This window comes from Providencia sp. Je.9.19 (genome assembly GCF_051129765.1).
Classification (GTDB): Bacteria; Pseudomonadota; Gammaproteobacteria; order Enterobacterales; family Enterobacteriaceae; genus Providencia.
Genome location: NZ_JBCPSS010000001.1, coordinates 889,963 through 907,246 on the forward strand (window position 1 = coordinate 889,963; position 17,284 = coordinate 907,246).

Annotated in this window: 17 protein-coding genes and 1 pseudogene; 8 read left to right on the top strand and 10 right to left on the bottom strand. The window is 37.4% G+C overall.

Annotation, left to right across the window (positions count from 1 at the left end):
• Window positions 1–112: 112 nt before the first annotated feature.
• The 4 genes from AAZR93_RS04150 to AAZR93_RS04165 form a co-directional block, all read right to left on the bottom strand.
• Window positions 113–2,575 (bottom strand): fimbria/pilus outer membrane usher protein, encoded by a 2,463-nt coding sequence (locus tag AAZR93_RS04150; RefSeq protein ID WP_434719051.1) that lies wholly within the window; start codon window positions 2,573–2,575, stop codon window positions 113–115.
• A 14-nt stretch (window positions 2,576–2,589) separates the two neighbouring features.
• On the bottom strand, window positions 2,590–3,285 hold the full coding sequence (locus AAZR93_RS04155) for a fimbrial biogenesis chaperone (RefSeq protein WP_434719052.1): 696 nt from the start codon (window positions 3,283–3,285) through the stop codon (window positions 2,590–2,592).
• A 142-nt stretch (window positions 3,286–3,427) separates the two neighbouring features.
• The gene (locus tag AAZR93_RS04160; RefSeq protein ID WP_294105844.1) at window positions 3,428–3,940 is read right to left on the bottom strand and encodes a fimbrial protein; all 513 of its coding nucleotides are present in this window, start codon (window positions 3,938–3,940) and stop codon (window positions 3,428–3,430) included.
• A gap of 102 nt (window positions 3,941–4,042) precedes the next feature.
• Window positions 4,043–4,303: a helix-turn-helix domain-containing protein gene (locus AAZR93_RS04165; RefSeq protein WP_294105841.1), complete on the bottom strand. Its 261-nt coding sequence runs from the start codon at window positions 4,301–4,303 to the stop codon at window positions 4,043–4,045.
• 909 nt (window positions 4,304–5,212) lie between these two features.
• On the opposite strand from AAZR93_RS04165, the gene AAZR93_RS04170 reads away from it, so the two are divergent.
• Window positions 5,213–5,404: a hypothetical protein gene (locus tag AAZR93_RS04170; protein WP_294105839.1), complete on the top strand. Its 192-nt coding sequence runs from the start codon at window positions 5,213–5,215 to the stop codon at window positions 5,402–5,404.
• Here the strand turns inward: AAZR93_RS04170 and AAZR93_RS04175 are convergent.
• Together AAZR93_RS04175 and AAZR93_RS04180 are read right to left on the bottom strand one after the other, a co-directional pair.
• Window positions 5,385–7,469 (bottom strand): tRNA(Met) cytidine acetyltransferase TmcA, encoded by a 2,085-nt coding sequence (locus tag AAZR93_RS04175; RefSeq protein ID WP_434719053.1) that lies wholly within the window; start codon window positions 7,467–7,469, stop codon window positions 5,385–5,387. The genes AAZR93_RS04170 and AAZR93_RS04175 overlap by 20 nt on opposite strands.
• Window positions 7,470–7,475: 6 nt before the next feature.
• Entirely contained in the window at window positions 7,476–7,928 is a 453-nt protein-coding gene (locus AAZR93_RS04180) for a DUF441 domain-containing protein (protein ID WP_294105834.1), read from the bottom strand.
• A gap of 501 nt (window positions 7,929–8,429) precedes the next feature.
• Here AAZR93_RS04180 and AAZR93_RS04185 point away from each other — a divergent pair.
• The 5 genes and pseudogenes from AAZR93_RS04185 to AAZR93_RS04205 all read left to right on the top strand — a co-directional run.
• Entirely contained in the window at window positions 8,430–8,855 is a 426-nt protein-coding gene (locus AAZR93_RS04185) for a PPC domain-containing DNA-binding protein (RefSeq protein WP_434719054.1), read from the top strand.
• Between the two features lie 39 nt (window positions 8,856–8,894).
• The gene (locus AAZR93_RS04190; RefSeq protein ID WP_294105831.1) at window positions 8,895–9,476 is read left to right on the top strand and encodes an ECF transporter S component; all 582 of its coding nucleotides are present in this window, start codon (window positions 8,895–8,897) and stop codon (window positions 9,474–9,476) included.
• 2 nt (window positions 9,477–9,478) lie between these two features.
• On the top strand, window positions 9,479–10,183 hold the full coding sequence (locus AAZR93_RS04195; RefSeq protein ID WP_294105829.1) for an energy-coupling factor transporter transmembrane component T: 705 nt from the start codon (window positions 9,479–9,481) through the stop codon (window positions 10,181–10,183).
• Complete coding sequence (locus tag AAZR93_RS04200) at window positions 10,174–11,016, top strand: energy-coupling factor ABC transporter ATP-binding protein (RefSeq protein ID WP_434719055.1); 843 nt, start codon at window positions 10,174–10,176, stop codon at window positions 11,014–11,016. The genes AAZR93_RS04195 and AAZR93_RS04200 overlap by 10 nt, the downstream gene beginning before the upstream one ends.
• Window positions 11,017–11,092: 76 nt before the next feature.
• Window positions 11,093–11,821: pseudogene (locus tag AAZR93_RS04205) on the top strand (energy-coupling factor ABC transporter ATP-binding protein); the annotation flags it as partial.
• Between the two features lie 60 nt (window positions 11,822–11,881).
• On the opposite strand, the gene purC reads toward AAZR93_RS04205, so the two are convergent.
• The 4 genes from purC to dapA all read right to left on the bottom strand — a co-directional run bounded on the left by purC (window position 11,882) and on the right by dapA (window position 15,768).
• Window positions 11,882–12,595 carry a phosphoribosylaminoimidazolesuccinocarboxamide synthase gene (gene purC, locus AAZR93_RS04210; RefSeq protein WP_434719056.1) on the bottom strand — a complete coding sequence of 238 codons (714 nt, stop codon included), beginning with the start codon at window positions 12,593–12,595 and terminating at the stop codon, window positions 11,882–11,884.
• A 355-nt stretch (window positions 12,596–12,950) separates the two neighbouring features.
• Window positions 12,951–13,607, bottom strand: a complete 657-nt coding sequence (locus tag AAZR93_RS04215; protein ID WP_434719057.1) for a hypothetical protein — start codon at window positions 13,605–13,607, stop codon at window positions 12,951–12,953.
• Window positions 13,608–13,796: 189 nt separating this feature from the next.
• Window positions 13,797–14,849, bottom strand: a complete 1,053-nt coding sequence (gene bamC / locus AAZR93_RS04220; RefSeq protein WP_294105822.1) for an outer membrane protein assembly factor BamC — start codon at window positions 14,847–14,849, stop codon at window positions 13,797–13,799.
• Window positions 14,850–14,865: 16 nt separating this feature from the next.
• Complete coding sequence (gene dapA, locus AAZR93_RS04225; protein WP_294105820.1) at window positions 14,866–15,768, bottom strand: 4-hydroxy-tetrahydrodipicolinate synthase; 903 nt, start codon at window positions 15,766–15,768, stop codon at window positions 14,866–14,868.
• A gap of 305 nt (window positions 15,769–16,073) precedes the next feature.
• Between dapA and AAZR93_RS04230 the strand changes: the two genes are divergently transcribed.
• The gene (locus AAZR93_RS04230; protein WP_294105818.1) at window positions 16,074–16,631 is read left to right on the top strand and encodes a glycine cleavage system transcriptional repressor; all 558 of its coding nucleotides are present in this window, start codon (window positions 16,074–16,076) and stop codon (window positions 16,629–16,631) included.
• A 14-nt stretch (window positions 16,632–16,645) separates the two neighbouring features.
• A complete protein-coding gene (bcp, locus tag AAZR93_RS04235; RefSeq protein ID WP_294105817.1) occupies window positions 16,646–17,116 on the top strand; it encodes a thioredoxin-dependent thiol peroxidase in 471 nt (156 codons plus the stop codon).
• Window positions 17,117–17,284: the final 168 nt, after the last annotated feature.

The following is a 17,284-nucleotide window of genomic DNA, read 5'->3' on the forward strand; positions in this document are numbered from 1 at the left end:
ATAAAGAAATAACTAGCATGAGTCATTAAACCCAATGGTGGAATGACACTTCCAAATAAATAGCAATAGTTAACGCAATATTTAATATGATAAATTAAAAGATAATATTATATCAATAATACTGACAAACTGATTCAGGTATGGAGTTGTTATTAGAAATATTATAATTGAAGCTACAACGCTGCTTATTATTACTTCCCCATCTGACAGTAATCTTTCCTTGTGCTGATTGAGAATTAAAATAAACTAATCCTCCTTGCCCAACTAAACCTACTTTTCTATTATTTTCATCGTATATATCAGCGCCAAATGGTACAGACTTATTATCCTGTAGCTTTATTCGATAAGTAATATTCATACCTTTTTTAGTCTCAAATTTAACTAACACTGAAGATCCTGCATAAGGTGCTATTTTTACCATATTGTTATCAATATCAACATCTGTACTCATATTCTCAGAATTAAGATAAAGGGTATTGTATTGATAAGGTGTAAGTGACGGTACTATTGCCTTCCCTCGTTTATCAATGACTATATTACTCCATGAAGATATTGAAGCACCTTCTGCTTCATCTGCTTCCACAATAGCAAATGTTTCGCTTAAATAACGAGATGGTACGATGCCACCTTGATAAGCAACCAATGCACCGCTTGCCCCAGCGGAAAGTGATTTAAAATCATTACCCTGAGAATAACCAGCATTAACAGAAGTCACTGAAAAATCTTTTTGAATATTTCCAGAGAAACTACTATCCGACTGTCCAATATTACTTATTGATGCATTCCAAGCCATTGATTTATCATCGCCAAACGTACTACTCACACTCGTATTATTTAGCCAACGATCTTCAGAACGTGAGATTGAGCTAGACAATAACGTGTTTTGTTCTGGATACCAGATAGAGAATGGTACTGACACGTTAAATATATAGTTATTATCAGTAGCATTGTTATCATTTCGATACATTTTAATATAGCTAAAACTATAACCAATTCCTTTAAAGCTATTCATATAACCCGCTTGCAATTGTTTGGTATCGGGTAAATTATCACGCCACGTTTGCAATGAGCCACTCGCATATACCGAACCATAATCTGCTAGGTGTTGATTAATCGTTAACACATATTGTGCACGCCGGGGATTAATATTATCCCCATCAAATAAATCGTTCTTTGTATCGCGACTTGCTTCATACAAGCTTAAATAATTTTGTGACTCATAACGATAGCCTGCTAACGCAATATTGGTGCCTGTTGTATTTATATCTTTATTCCATGTGACTCGAGCACGAGTGCCATTATAAATTCGGTTATTATCTAATTCAGATTTTGAATTAGCTACATCAAAGCTAAACGCGCCAATTTGCGTATTTACGGCCAGTCCAAGCAAACCGGATTGATATTTATTTGAATACTGCAATCCTATAAATGGAGTGACAATATTACTTAGCCCATATTGCACTGTTGACTGAATAAAAATATCAGAAGAAGTATCATCACCACGCAATCTACCACTCACAATGCTGTAATCAATTTGTCCTGGCCTCAATAAACCGGGCACTGTTGAAAATGGCACAATAAAACTTGATACATTGCCATTCGCTTCTGTCACTTGAACTGTCAGGTCTCCACCATAACCTGTTGCATACAGGTCATTAATCGTGAACTCTCCCGGGGATACGTTCGTTTCATAAATAACATAACCGTTTTGTATTACCCTCACACGAGCATTACTATTCGCGACACCTCTAACTGTAGGCGCAAACCCTTGCAATGATTGCGGACGCATACGATTATCGGTTGTTAATTCTGCACCAGTATAAGAAAAACTGTCAAAAATATTTCCATTAGTAAATGATTGCCCAATGGTTAATTCACTTTCAATTTGCGGAATTGCTCTTTGAACATATGTTCTCACATTCTCATGTCTAAATTTATTATCCTGGTTATATTGAAGATTAGATTGATGTCTAAACCTGTATAAACCTAAATTAACTCCTGTTGATATATTTCCATATACAGAATGGCTATCTTGGCCATGATTACGACTACTATAACCATTGAAATTATAGTTAAGAAATAGTGCAGGGATCCCTTCGGTAAGTGCGCTAACAGGTACTAATCCACGCGCGTATTGTTCTACCATAATTTGTGGAATTAAAATATCTAAACGTAATACATCCTGCTTAAGCTTAATTTGCACATCTTTCGACAACATGTGGAGGTCTTTGCATTGCTCAGTAGATTTGATATTTTTTAAATATTCTGGCTTTATTTGAAAGCTATCAATATCTTCTTGAGTCAAACAAGGAATAACTTTCTCTTGCTTGTTTTCATAAAACCTAATCTCTTTATTATAAATAAATTCGTTATTTAGGTATAGATCAACAAACCAATTACCCGGCGTATTTTGATCTTCTGTCAGCTTATCTATTGATATATCTTTAGCGTTTCCAAGCAAAAAACCTTCATTATATGAATATTTTTTTTCAGGCAGTTTTTTTTCTAAAGCAAAAGCTAAGCGACCACTCATTAAAGATAGCGAAATAAATATAAGGATTAATTTAATTTTCATAGCAATACCATTATTTATAAATTATATTCATAGGTATCTAAACCACCGTAATCATTAATAACTGAGTAACTAATTTTTTTAGCATTAATAAATGCATTAGGTACCCCAGTCCCACTATCACTATCAAGGATCACATCTGAGTAAGGTGCTACCATTTTACCTTCTAATTTCATTTTATTAGATGCATCATGAATAACGACATCTTGAAAAGTTATAAACCAAGGTGAATTATTTTTGATAAATAACGCATTCCCTTTTGTCGATTTTTTGAATGAAAAAATAAGTTTTTCATTTAATAATTCAGGCATTCCTATACCTGTAGGCCTAAAAAATAATTTTATTCTAGATCTAATTGCAATTTGCATCGTATTTTTATTTGATTCAATTGCATCTTCTTTTTCTGGTGGAATTTCTAACACATTTAAATAATAAATTGATTCTCTGTCTTTAGGTAGTGAATCACCAAGATAAGTTAATCTTAAATTTTGCCCTGCATTTGGTAGCATTTTAAATATCGGTGGTGTAATAGCAAATGGTGTTTTAATATCCTCAGGAAGCTCATTAGGATCGCCTTTATCTAACCAAACTTGAACCAATGCTGGCCATTTATTTTCATTAACTAGTTGTACAACTTTACTTTTAGATTTTTCATTATATATAATACGAGTGCCATTAATAATAACACTCGCATAAAGTGATGTTGATATCATGAATAGAAATACAAATAAGAATATTTTATTTATATAGGCGAGTCGAATTGACATAATGACCTAACCTTGCATTTTTAATGTAATACATGAATTTTTCAATTTAGCTGTCAGGAGAATTAAATTCTCCTGACAGCATTATTCATTATGGGTATGTAAGCGTATAATTTACTTGTGCAGTAACATTACCCGGAGCAGTTACTGTATCCTTAGCGAAATAATAAGCCTGATACGCAAGTTGAGCTGCGCCACCAACAATTGGAGTCGAACCAACAGGTGTGCCATTTACCTTCGCAACATTACCTCCTTGATCTGCTAAACCAATCTGGACGTTTGCAGGTGCAACAGAAGGAATCAAATTACCTGTCGCCGCATCGCCATTTGTTAAGCTTTCGAAATTTGCCGCTACATCAACACCGCTGACAGTACAATTAGTCAAATCGATAGTAAAAGATGTATTTCCGGCAGTAGCACCAGCCGCATTCAATGCAGTAGTAGACACTGTGGGCAAATTAACGGTAAAGTCACCATTAGTACCTGAGCTGACTTTGCACGTTGTCGCCGTAATTTCACCATTAAATGTAATAGTACCATCAGCTGCTAATACCGATGCTGAAATTGAAGATGCGATAAATAAAACTAAAAATGTTTTTTTCATATTTAACCTTTATAAGATAAAAAAATCTCAACCTTTATTTTTAAAATAAAGGTGACAAACTACATATATAGGGATAAATCCATTTAATACTGCCATCCAAAACTAGATAACTAACGTACTTGCGATAAATATATTTTTATCATAATCAGATAATAAAAATACGACATTTATATTAAAGGCATTAGCAAATTTAGCTAATGACTCAACATCGATTCTATTTATACCACGCTCAAAACGAGAAATTTGCTGTTGGCTTATTCCTGTCATTTTAGAAAGAGCTTCACCACTTAAACCTTTTTGAAGTCTAATTGTTTTTATCTTTTTTCCAATCGATAACGAATATTTATATTTTTCAATTTCCATAGGTTTCACCTCTGATCTTATTATCAAAGTTTAGATTCAGATTAGTTTCTAACTAATATTTTACGCATTCATAACTTAAAAACAAACAACATCACTCATTAGTGAGTAAAACAAATTCAATTTACTTTTATAAGTATTCGTTAAGTTAATAACTAAGTAACCCCAATAAAAACATCATGTTATAAAAATCAAATAGAATAGAATTTATAACTAAATAATCCCCATTTACGCTAGCGATTGGTGACATATAGCTGACCAATGTCAAAAAATAGATAGTTACACTATAAAAATGAATTTAAATTTAAATATATATTATCCGTTGAGACTTTTTAGTTCATTTCGCATTACAAATATTACTTGAAATTAATTAAAGCCATTGTAAACAATCATAAAACAACAATCTTATATTGATATTTACTGTAAAATAAGACCCTAATAGAAATGTAAAATAAGAATAATGAAGAAAGCTACTTCTAGTAGTCAATGGCATTATTTAAAGAACCAGCGCTAACCTATTTACACACTATTACTTCATGATATCGTATGGAGTTTATTGGCATATCTATATTTGATGTGTTAACTATATTTTTGATTAAACCAAGGCTAAAATTAAATAAAAATATTTCATATAAATATATTAAAAAAACCCTAGTTCTCATTTAAAGTGCGCTAAAACGATTCAATTATTCATCATTACTTATTGTAACTTTAAATCACAAGCCTATTACACTGATAGCACTTGATTTTTGTAATGTAAAAAATTCAGTTAATTAGCATCCATAAATAAAGCATTATCGCTAACTATGATTAGCCATTGTTAAAGTACTTGCAATTATCGATGTTCTCATCAAATACTATCCGTATAACTAAGTGATTAAATCCGAATATCATCAAAATTTGAGGACATATATGCAATGGTTAACTGATTATTGGTGGGTTATTTTACTCATACTTATCGGCATTATTTGGAATGCAATCAAGGCGATGAAGAAAATCGACCCTAAAAAATTTATTGATAATAAACCTGAGATACCACCCCATAAAGATAATAATCACCTTTGGGATGATGAAGACGATTGGCCTAAGGATAAGAAATCGTAAATTTTTGCTCAATCATGGCTGTAAGTTCCAATTGCTGATAACGAATATACAGACCGACTTCCAGCCTTGCTTGTTTAATCCACTGTTTTTGACCGGCCAAACCGACCTGTGTGCAAATTTCCGCTATAGATAAGCCGTCACGAAAATAAAGGGCTAGCACACTTTGAGAGCCGCATTGATGTTCAGCACTTGGTGGTTTAATTAGGTTGTCCTGCATTAACAAGCGCTGAATCGCCGCGCTACTTGCAGCCATAGGTCTGCTATATTGACTAAAACCAATTAATTCCATCCAATCTTCAGTGGTAAGACTTTGCTCTTGGCTACTTTTCAGATTAAATTCATTCAAATCGTTACGCCAAAATAGATCTCTTTGTAATAAATAGTCAGCTCTCGAATACAATTTTTGTGCTTCAACTGAAATTGGCATTATTGCCATCGCCGAAAAACAGCCACTGCTAGCCTCTTTGTGGCTACCAATTCGCACCAACCCAAAACCTGCAGCTTGCCAAAAAGCAAGTAACTCTGGCGTTAAACCAAAACTGACCGATAAATAATCTAACCCCTGCTGTTGCGCCTGTTTTTTTTGTAATTCAATTAGCTGAAAACCTATTTTTTTCCGACGATAAGCAGATTCGACCGCAATTCGCATTACTCTGCGCGAGCTCATTTGTGCAGCAGAGGGAAAATAACTATGTGCAGCAAGTGATTGTGCAACTAAATTACCTCTTGGACGCCGCAACCCAGCCCAAATTTGCCAGCTTAATGCTTCATCTAATTTCCCCTCGCTTATCATCCATAACGCACCAACATAACGTTCAGATTGATGACTAACGTAATGATCCCCCATTAAGCAAGCAACCGAAAAATATTGATTTTGAGCGTCAAGCAAGCGACGTAAATCAAGCGGAGAAGTTCGATAGTGGGCACTCGTCAATAACCCATAAAATCTGCTGAGCCGTTCAGCGTTATTTGCAAGTTGAGATTGTGAGATAATTTCAAGTTGAATATTTCCATCAACCGGAAGCTGTTGTGGCGGCTCAGACAATAACAACGCTTGGTTTAGCCAATTTTCAAGTGGGTCATTGCGAGCAAATCGGATAGGTTCATTTAACGTTAATGCCGTAAAATGGTTAAGCGTAACGCAAAATTTATTAATAAAACCTCGCCCTGTGCCTTCATAACCATCAACCGTGGTGGTCATTAAAACTCGAGGAAAATAGGTAATAATTTGTCTAAGAATATATGTTGGAATCGTCGCTGCTTCATCAATAATCAACCAGTCAGCACTGACTTGCTCACCGCGTTGGCAATATTGGAGTAACGTATCTGGCGCCCAAAATGTTAATGACTTTCCTGCATATTGTTCTAAAACTTGTGTCGCAACTTTTGCGGGTGCACAGCACCAACATTCCCCTTGCCATTGCTGAATCAACATTCCAGCGACAGTAGATTTACCTCTACCTCGGGCAGCAATAATGCCCCAAATTTTTTGCTCTACCGATTGCGTTGTAGACAGCATCTGGTTAAGTGCGAATTGTTGTTGCTGAGTCGGCTGGCCCGTTGGCGATTGCCAAGTAGGACAATCAGTTAATAATGCAAACTGCGGTTCTTGTCCTTGCTGATAAATAAGGGTTTGTGGTGAAGCTTTAATAATGCGCTGAATATGATGAATAAAATTTGGCGTTGATATAATACCCAATTGCTCATTCCAACGTACACTATCTGCATCTTCACTTTGAGGCCAAATTTCTTGGGGTGGCGTACAAACCACCAATAAACTTCCTGCTTTTAGCGTGCCAGCTAATATTGCAAATGCTTCACTATGAAAACCAGACCTTGCATCAAATATAGCGTGAGTATACTCACGTCCTAGTAGTAAATGGGCTTTTTCTGGTAACATCGCTGCCGATAAGTGGGAAGATAAAGTTAGCCAATCACCTGATAATTGAGCTTTAATTTGAGTAAGCTGTTGTTCTATCCACGTATTCTCTCCCGATAACACCAATAACCGGCGAAACCCACATTGGCGTAATTGTGCACATATATCGGGTAATGAGCTATACATAGCTATCTAAGACTTACCAATTAACAGTGACAAAATACCCGCTGCAATCAGTGGCCCAACAGGTACACCTCGAAATAATGCGACACCGATAACCGTACCGACCAATAAGCCTGCAACGGTAGAGGGTTGATGCGACATGAGTGTCACCCCACGACTACCAAGCCATGAAACTGCAATACCAATGATAATTGCTAATATTGATTTCCAATTTAAAAATGAACTCAATACGTCATGTGCAGATATTTTACCGCTGGCTATCGGCGCCATTACACCAATAGTAAGAATAAGAATACCAATCGTCAGACCATATCTTTCCACCCAAGGAAAAAAATCATTTAATGGCGTGATCCGAACGACAAGCAGAAATAGCATCGCTAAAGTGACAGTCATGTTATGACTGATAATACCCAGCCCAGCTAATACTAATAAAATTATCAACGTCGAGTCGACATTGCCCATAATCATTCCCTGTAAAACAACTGTCTTGCATTCGCAATCAGTAAAAAACACATAGATTAAACATGTTATTGACTCATCATTGAAGAAGCAAATATTTACCTAATATTTTCCGCTTACAACATAAAAATAGTTTTAGCGGTTATTTTTCTCCCTATATTAAATCAATGTTTGTACAGATTTAAGGAAGAAGAGCATTCATTATTTAGTGTGTAATATCAGTGATCCTACTTGAACTACTTAAGCTAAATAGTCGGAATATTAGCGACTCTCTAAATTTTAAATTATGCTTTTTCCTGTCTTAAGTGCCGATAAACATCAACTAATAGCAAGTGTTACTGAAAAATAGCTGGAAAGTCTTTACGCTCAGACAAGATTTTATAATCACGTATAATGATGCAGGGTAATCTATATTAAAAATTTATAGCTTATTATTTTTAATACTTTTATCTGTTTAATTCCTCGTGAGAAGCTTTACACACCACTATTTTTAGGATTGATGAAATGAGCAAACCTTTATCACCTTATTCAAGCGCTCGCTATATCGCTATCCGCTTGAGCCCGGGAGAGGATGTAATCCTCACTTTACGACAACAAATTCAACAACATAATTTACAAGCTGCCTTTATTGCAGGATCAGTTGGTAGTTTAACCGATGTTGCTTTGCGCTTTGCAGGCCAAGAAAATAGCCATCAAACCTCTGGAAAATTCGAAATTGTTTCTTTAATTGGCACACTAGATGCTAATGGAGAACACCTCCATCTTGCAGTATCCGATGAAAATGGTCACATGAGTGGCGGGCACATGATGCCTGGCTGTACGGTTAGAACCACTTTAGAATTGGTGATCGGCGAACTAGAAAATAATACTTTCATCCGCGAGCATTGCCCTTTATCTGGTTACGACGAACTCGTCATTACCTCTCGTTAATTTTATTATTGGTTATATTTTGCAAGGATTAATGCTGTCATGACAAAATCCCCCCTTATTTCTAGTCGTACATTAGCTTTAATTGTTTTTTCTATCGCAATTAATATGATTGGTGGACAATTAAGCTCAATGCTTAAACTCCCTATATTTCTTGATTCTATTGGTACATTAATTTGTGCGTTATTAGCCGGACCATGGGTGGCCTTATTCAGTGGTTTATTAACAAATTTATTATGGGGACTGCTCAGCGGCCCTATTGCTGCTGCCTTTGCACCCGTCGCTATGATGATAGGATTAAGTGCAGGATTATTAGCGCGTGCCGGAGGATTCCGTACATTGCCCCGCGTTATTTTATCTGGCGTAGTGATAACTTTTGCTTTAATGATTGTTGCTGTACCAATAAGAACTTATTTATTTGCAGGAACTACGGGTAGTGGTGCAGACTTTTTTGTCGCTTATTTTCATGCTGTTGGGGATAATTTACTTGAATCTGTCGCCATCACCGTACTCGGTGCGAATATTGCTGATAAAATTATTTCAGCCTTAGTTGCTTGGTTATTAGTTCGCCGATTACCTGAGCGCGTACAAAGAAGTTTCCCACAAATGGCGAAGGTTCGCTAAAGATGCACCCTTTCACCTCGTTAACTATATGGTTATGGCTCAGTGCTAGCGCAATGCTTTTACCTTTAGGTTGGCCGCTAATTATACTCAGTTGTAGCCTATTCTCAGCATTAATCATTTGGCCAGCCGCTCGTTTTCGTTGGCGCTTTGTCGCATGGATTATGCTTCCAATGGCAGCAGGACTCTGGCTGATCCATAGCGGATGGCTGTCCCAACTATTAACAGGTGAAATGCTACAAAATAATCATCAAGAAAGAGCGATGGCATTATGGTTTAGATTACTAGCCATAATCAGTGGCTCTCAATTGTGGTTACAGTATGTGCCAACCGAGCGTTTCATTCGTGCGTTATTTGCTAGCAGACTCCCTGCTAGCTTTTCTTATTTATTAGCTGGACCTTTATTACTCGTCGAACAACTTCGCCAACAGCTAGCCAGTATTAAAGAAGCTCAATTAGCGAGAGGGGTTCCGCTTGATGGTAATTTCTGGCAACGGCTAACTTCATTACCCACAATATTATTACCTCTTGCCAGTAATACTTTAAGCGAGCTCAGTATTCGTGGTGCAGCATTAGATATGCGAGGGTTTCGCTATACTACTCAACGCACCACGCTTAATCACCCTATCGATAGCCCATCTCAGCGCTGGCTGCGTTATGGTCTTTTATTACTTATTATTGTTGAAGGTGGGTTAACACTGTGGTGGTAAATTTACAACAAATGAGCTTTACGCCCGTTGGCTTAGAAACACCCATATTAGGCCCCATTGATATGCAATTAGTGCGCGGGGAATGGCTATGTGTGCTAGGCGGTAATGGCAGTGGTAAAAGTACCTTAGCGCAATTACTATGTGGATGGCATCCCGATTTACTCAGTGGTCAATTGCAAGGAACAGCGCAAGCCATAGAACAGCCTTTAGCCGAAGGCTCTCTCGTCACATTATCGGCTAATCGACAACTTATCCAGCAATCGCCACAACTACAATTATCCGGTTGCGCGTTTACTGTTGAACAAGAAGTTGCATTCGGTCCCGAAAATCTAGGTTTATCACCTAACGATATTACTCAACGAGTTGATGAAGCTATATCTTTGACATTTTGTGAGTCATTACGTTACCGCCATCCTGCCACGCTTTCCGGTGGCGAAGCCCAACGTGTGGTTTTAGCTGGCGCGCTTGCAATGCGCCCACAATTGTTATTACTAGATGAAGCATTTAGTCGCTTAACACCGAGTGCGACACATCGCATATTATTACAACTTAAACAACACACCCAACATAGCGGCTGTAGTGTAATTTTATTCGAGCGAAATTTGTTGCCGGCCCTTAGCTTTTGTGATGATTTTTTACTGCTCGATTCAGGTCATACTATTGCTCACGGCGATATTGAGCAGATATTCACCGCAGCTCAAGAAACGATTAATATGCCTGATGCGTGGCGTACCCTTGGTCATTTGGTTAAGTCGGGGCATTGGAAAAATTCTATCCCTCGCAATGATAACCAATTGCTCCAAGCATTTAAGGATTTTTATGCTACAGCTTGATAATTTAACCTATCGTTGGCCTAATTCAGTGAATGACAATATTTCACCGCTGTGCTTAACCATTAATTCAGGCGAATGGATAGCATTAGTGGGCGATAATGGTGCAGGAAAATCAACCTTATTGCGCCTTATTGCCGGATTATTAAAACCCACTCATGGCAGTGTGTTGTTTGAGAATACAGCTTTAACGAATTATTCAGCACCTGAACGCGCCAGCAAAATCGGCATTTTATTTCAAGAAGCAGAAAAACAAATCTTTCATAGTACGGTAATGGATGAGGTTGCCTTTGGGCTTCGTAGGCAAAAATTATCCAAAGAAGAAATTCAACAACGTACCCTACAGGCTTTAGACGTTTGCAATTTAGTAGAGGTAGCACACAAACATCCACTTGACCTCCATTCAGGGCAGCGCCGTATGGTCGCGGTAGCCTGTTTGAGCGCCGTTGCACCCAAATTATTGCTACTTGATGAACCTAGTCGAGATTTCGATGCACGTTGGATGGATTGTTTTGAGCATTGGCTAAATCTACAAAAAGCGCAAGGCACGACGGTCATTACCATCAGCCATGACCTTGATTTTGTTGCTCGTCATTTTGATAGAGCCTTACATTTATCTGCGGGTCAATTAATTGGAGATGGTGATATTGACCAAATTTTACGCCACGGTGAATTACAGCCTGCCTCAGAACTTCCCGCACCAACGCTAATATCACTGAGCCATGCTTTGCAATTACCCCTACAACGTGAGCCTCATTTCTGGGCTACTCAATTTATAAATGCGACTAAAATGAATCAAAACGCCTAAAAAAATAGCCTGCATTTTGCAGGCTAAAAAAACATCATTTAAGGAAAATATATTAATTTGTTAGTCGAGTTGAACACCGATACGGCGAGCAACTTCTTCATAAGCTTCAATCAACCCACCTAAACTTTGACGAAAACGGTCTTTATCCATTTTGTTCAATGTCGCTTTATCCCATAAACGGCTACCATCAGGTGAAAACTCATCACCAAGAATGACTTGACCGTTGCACAAGCCAAATTCCAATTTAAAATCAACAAGAATGAGCCCTGCATCTGCAAAAATTTTGCTTAACACTTCGTTGGCTTTGTAACTTAACAGTTTCATTTGTGCTAAGTTTTCTTGGCTTACCCAACCGAATGTTTCGCAATAAGACTCATTGACCATTGGGTCATGCTTTGCATCATCTTTTAAGAATAAATCAAATATTGGAGGATTTAATACCATACCCTCTTCAATGCCAAGGCGTTTCACTAATGAGCCTGCAGCGCGATTACGGATCACGCATTCAACAGGTACCATATCCAATTTTTTAACCAAAGCTTCAGTATCAGATAACAAGGCTTCCATCTGGGTTGGAATACCCGCCTCTTCTAGTTTGCTCATAATAAAATGATTAAATTTGTTATTTACCATTCCTTTACGATCAAATTGCTCGATGCGCTCACCATCGAGTGCTGATGTATCATTACGGAATTCCAGAATTAATAAATCAGGATCCTCTGTGGTATAGACAGTTTTTGCCTTCCCACGATACAACTCAGCTTTCTTTTGCATTTTACACACTCCAGAGATGTGGCTAAACGAAATAGGATATCAACCTGCGTTGCAGATTCAGATAACTAACAGCAGTGCTGCGATAACTTAAAAAAACTCAACTCATTGTTAGTTTTCTGCTCTGTTTCAGTTAGTTACCGAATATTATCATTCGTCATTGCTAACTAACTGATATTCAATATTTAATAACTCACTAACCATTATGATAATCAAAATATCATTCAGACGCAAACGATTACTTAACGATGAACACTGATTTTTTGTCCATTTGTTTTATGGTTTATTTATTCAAATGAATAGCAATTTCAGAATTGATTTTTGCGAGTAAAAACTGAAGAATGGCGATTTAACCGTATTATCTAGAGATTAGTGGTATTTTACTTATAGCAATTAATCTATGTGTATGAATATCAATGTCGTTCCCCCAAAATAGATCGCTCCAGTTCGTATAAAAATCATTCATATTTTTAATCACAGTCAAAGGTCTATCTTCGACTGTACCATCAGAAGTATAAACGTAATATTGAGTATTAAATGCCCAATCAATCATTGATTCCCAAAAACGTCTCCCGTCATCGGTATGTTCTTCATCAGTAAGCATAATACAATATGTATCAAGTAGATAAGCAAAAAATAAGCTGGGTAATTCTCGAATAACATTTTTATGGATCGATGAAATTGTGCGCCATACTTTAATTTGTGTACACGTTATTCTATCCAAAATAATATCTTTTCGAAATTTTAACTCAACCAAGTAAACGGTTTCAGGAATATCGCCCACAGTTATCAAACGATATTGCTCTTTTTTTTCTGACTTAACCAACCGATAACCAATAGAAATATCATAATTTGGTAATTCAAAATCACCAATACCCTCTCTAATAAAGGTAGCAGTATGTGAAATATTGCCCTCAGTTGTTCGTAATTTTCGATTGAAACCAGCCCCTGATATTTTCCTTGGCATTACATTACTGTCTCTATTTTTTATCCTCTCAATTCGATTATTATGCACGACAGATCCCTATAATGTTGCCAATCTATAAGTAGAGTATATCTGAAAACAAATTGATTATAAATCCACCAAATATTCTTATTTTTTATATTACTGATTAAATATAATTGTGCTTAGTCGTAATAAAACGAAAAAAACCGTAACCCAATAAATGCGTTACGGTTTATATTCAAATCAAATAATTAATAATTATTTTTTAGGTGCAACTTTACTAAATGCGGCTTTCAATGCAGCAACCATTTCATCATTTTGTTTTTGAGTTAATGGCACACCTTTAGTATTGATAAACTGTAGGCTACTACGGTTATTCAAATCACCAACCTGAATTTTATAGTCGGCTTCTGGTACTGATGGGTCATCAACACCAAGTGCTTGCCATTCAGAGCTGCTTAGTCCTTTATATGTCACCATAACAGAACCTGTAGAACGGCTACGATCGCCGACTTTCATACCGACATTTTCCAGTGTATGAGGCAGACGCTCCCACACAGCATCAAACGGCGCACGAACAATGACCAATGGTAGACCTGTGGTGTCACTACCGGTTTGAACATCAATAATACCATAAGCATTCTGAATGCTATTTTTATTAGATGTATCGCGCAATGCAAATAAATTATCGGTTAATTCATTTAACAGCAATTTATTATAACGTTGCATTTCAGCGGCATCGGTAATCGATTCGGTACCCTGCTGCATTCCTAAATTAGTCACGGTCAGCGCTATCATGTTATTTTCTGGTTGCACTGTAATTTTATGGCGGCTTTCGATTGCCACATCTTCATCTGCGCGATCCCATTTAACCCAATTGGTTTCAATTGAATGTGAACCATCATCTTTTGAAGATACAGGAATACCGCGCTGTTCTAGGATCAATGTCACTTGTGACCATAGAGCACTATTTTCAGGGGTATTTTCTAGCAACAAACGACTCGCATTAGCGCTATCTTCTGTACGCGAACCGGACAATTGCGAAATAGTCAGTACTGGTGGGCGAATATCAAGTGCTTTCCCTATCGCTCCTGTTGATGTTGCCTTAGGAATATCAAACTCACCATTTTGTTCTGGTAATGTAATTCCTTGAGGCGCATTCAACATTTTCAATGGCGCAGCATTGAGATATTCTTCATCACCACTGACCTGACGTTTATAGCGCTGATCGCTGGAGCAGGCTGCCAGTAACACAACAAGTGACAGGCCAGCAACCTTCATAACCTTCGATTTTTGCAATAATGTTGCCATTAAAATTCCCTAAATTTTACAGTAACCCAGCGAGCTTCAGAGCTTCCTCTACCTTCTGCTGACCTGATGCGGTTAACGGTGTCATTGGTAACCGTAAAGTATCATCGGAGATCAGGCCAAGACGGTGACAGCCCCATTTCGCTGGAATTGGATTTGGTTCAACAAATAACTGATGATGCAGTCCCATCAGTCGTTTATTTAATTCACGAGCCTCAGTATATTTGCCTGCAAGCGCTAAGTCACACATTTTTACCATCTGTGCAGCTGCAACGTTTGAAGTTACTGAAATTACACCTTGGCCCCCGAGTTGCATAAAATCAAGTGCAGTTGCATCATCACCTGTGAGCAATACAAAATTATCATCAACAAGTTCTTTGATTTGGTGAACCCTTGCTAAGTTCCCTGTTGCTTCTTTAATTGCAACAATATTTGCTAATTTAGCTAAACGCCCCACGGTTTCTGGTAATAAATCACAACCAGTACGTGATGGTACATTATAGAGAATTTGAGGCAAGCTCGTGTTTTCTGATATTGCTTTAAAATGTTGATAAAGCCCTTCTTGAGACGGTTTATTATAATAAGGTGTTACCGTCAAGCAAGCAACTACACCGCTGTTTTCGAAATCTTTCGTTAATGAGATAGCTTCTGCTGTCGCATTGGCGCCTGCACCAGCAATAATAGGGATACGTCCATCGGCTAATTCTAACGTAGCTTTCACCACTTCAACGTGCTCTTTGTGATTTAGCGTAGCAGATTCACCAGTAGTACCAACCGATACAATAGCAGATGTACCGCTTTCAACATGATAATCAACCAATCTTTTTAGGCTTTGTTTATCTAAACGCCCAGCTGAATCCATCGGTGTAATAACTGCAACAATACTTCCCGTTAAAAAATCTTTGTAGTTTCCGTTAGCCATGGCGATAACCTCTAAAATAGTTGAACCCCCATGTTACTTTTTCATATCGAAGAAGAAAACCACCCAAACGCAAGATTTTAATGAATTTTGTTAATGCCAGCAGCATAAACTTAAATAGAAGTAATAATTCACTGATATTTCTCGCAAGAGTGAGTCACTCCTCTTGGCAGATTCATATTTTTATGGTTTCCTTATCATTATCTAAAGTTAGTTTTTTTATGACGATACTTTTTATGGCAATATTTTTTATGGCAATATTGTCGGTCGAATGAAAACTGACATAATACAAAAATAAGGAATAGACTTTGCCTCAGACTGAACAGCAATTTCTCGTTATTACCGCGCTGGGAACAGATCGTCCAGGCATTGTGAATACAATAACTCGCCTTGTTAGCGAATGTGATTGTAATATTGAAGATAGTCGCCTAGCGATGTTTGGCAAAGAGTTTACTTTTATCATGATGCTGTCGGGTAGCTGGAACTCTATCGCCCTCTTAGAATCAACACTACCGCCCAAAGGAGCCGAGTTAGAGCTTCTCATTGTTATGAAAAGAACTAAAAGCGTTCAAACCACTTACTATCCATCGACAGTGACTGTCAATATTGTGGTCGATGATGCGCCTCGAATTGTCGAGCAATTCACAAATTTATTCACAACCCAACAATGTAATATTGCAGAACTTGTTTCTAAAACTCAACCTGCCCATAATAATGTACCAGCCCAACTAGAAATTCAAATTACGGCACATGACCCATTAGATGATAATGGCATAATAATAAAAAATAAATTTCAACAACTATGTACAATGCTTAAAGCTAAAGGCAATATCAGCATTGTTAACAACCCCAACATGCAGAGTTAATGGAGATATAAGCAATGAACCCATTGAAAGCCGGTGATAAGGCGCCACAATTTAGCCTTCCTGACCAAGATGGTGAGGTTATCAGTCTGTCTGATTACGAAGGTCAGCGTGTATTAGTTTACTTTTACCCAAAAGCAATGACGCCGGGTTGTACTGTGCAGGCTTGTGGTCTACGCGATGAAATGGACACACTGAAAGCTAAAGGTGTCGAAGTTTTAGGGATCAGCACCGATAAACCTGAAAAATTGGCGCGTTTCGCTGAAAAAGAACTATTGAACTTCACTTTATTATCCGATGAAGACCACCAAGTCTGTGAACAATTTGGTGTATGGGGCGAAAAACAATTCATGGGGAAAACGTATGATGGAATTCATCGTATTAGCTTTCTTATTGATGCTGCAGGTAACGTTGAACACGTATTTGACGACTTTAAAACCAGTAATCACCATGAAATTGTACTTAACTACATAAACACTCACAACTAATCTAATTAAATAGGGTTGTTATGTTGTATTCAACCCTCTTTTTCAAAACCTGCAATATGTCACTCATTATCCAACTGATAAATAAGCATTTATCATCAATCGCTCATCGTCAAATTAAGCATAAAATTTTGTCATTCCCCCCGTCCCCTAAAGGACGAGGCTCTTATT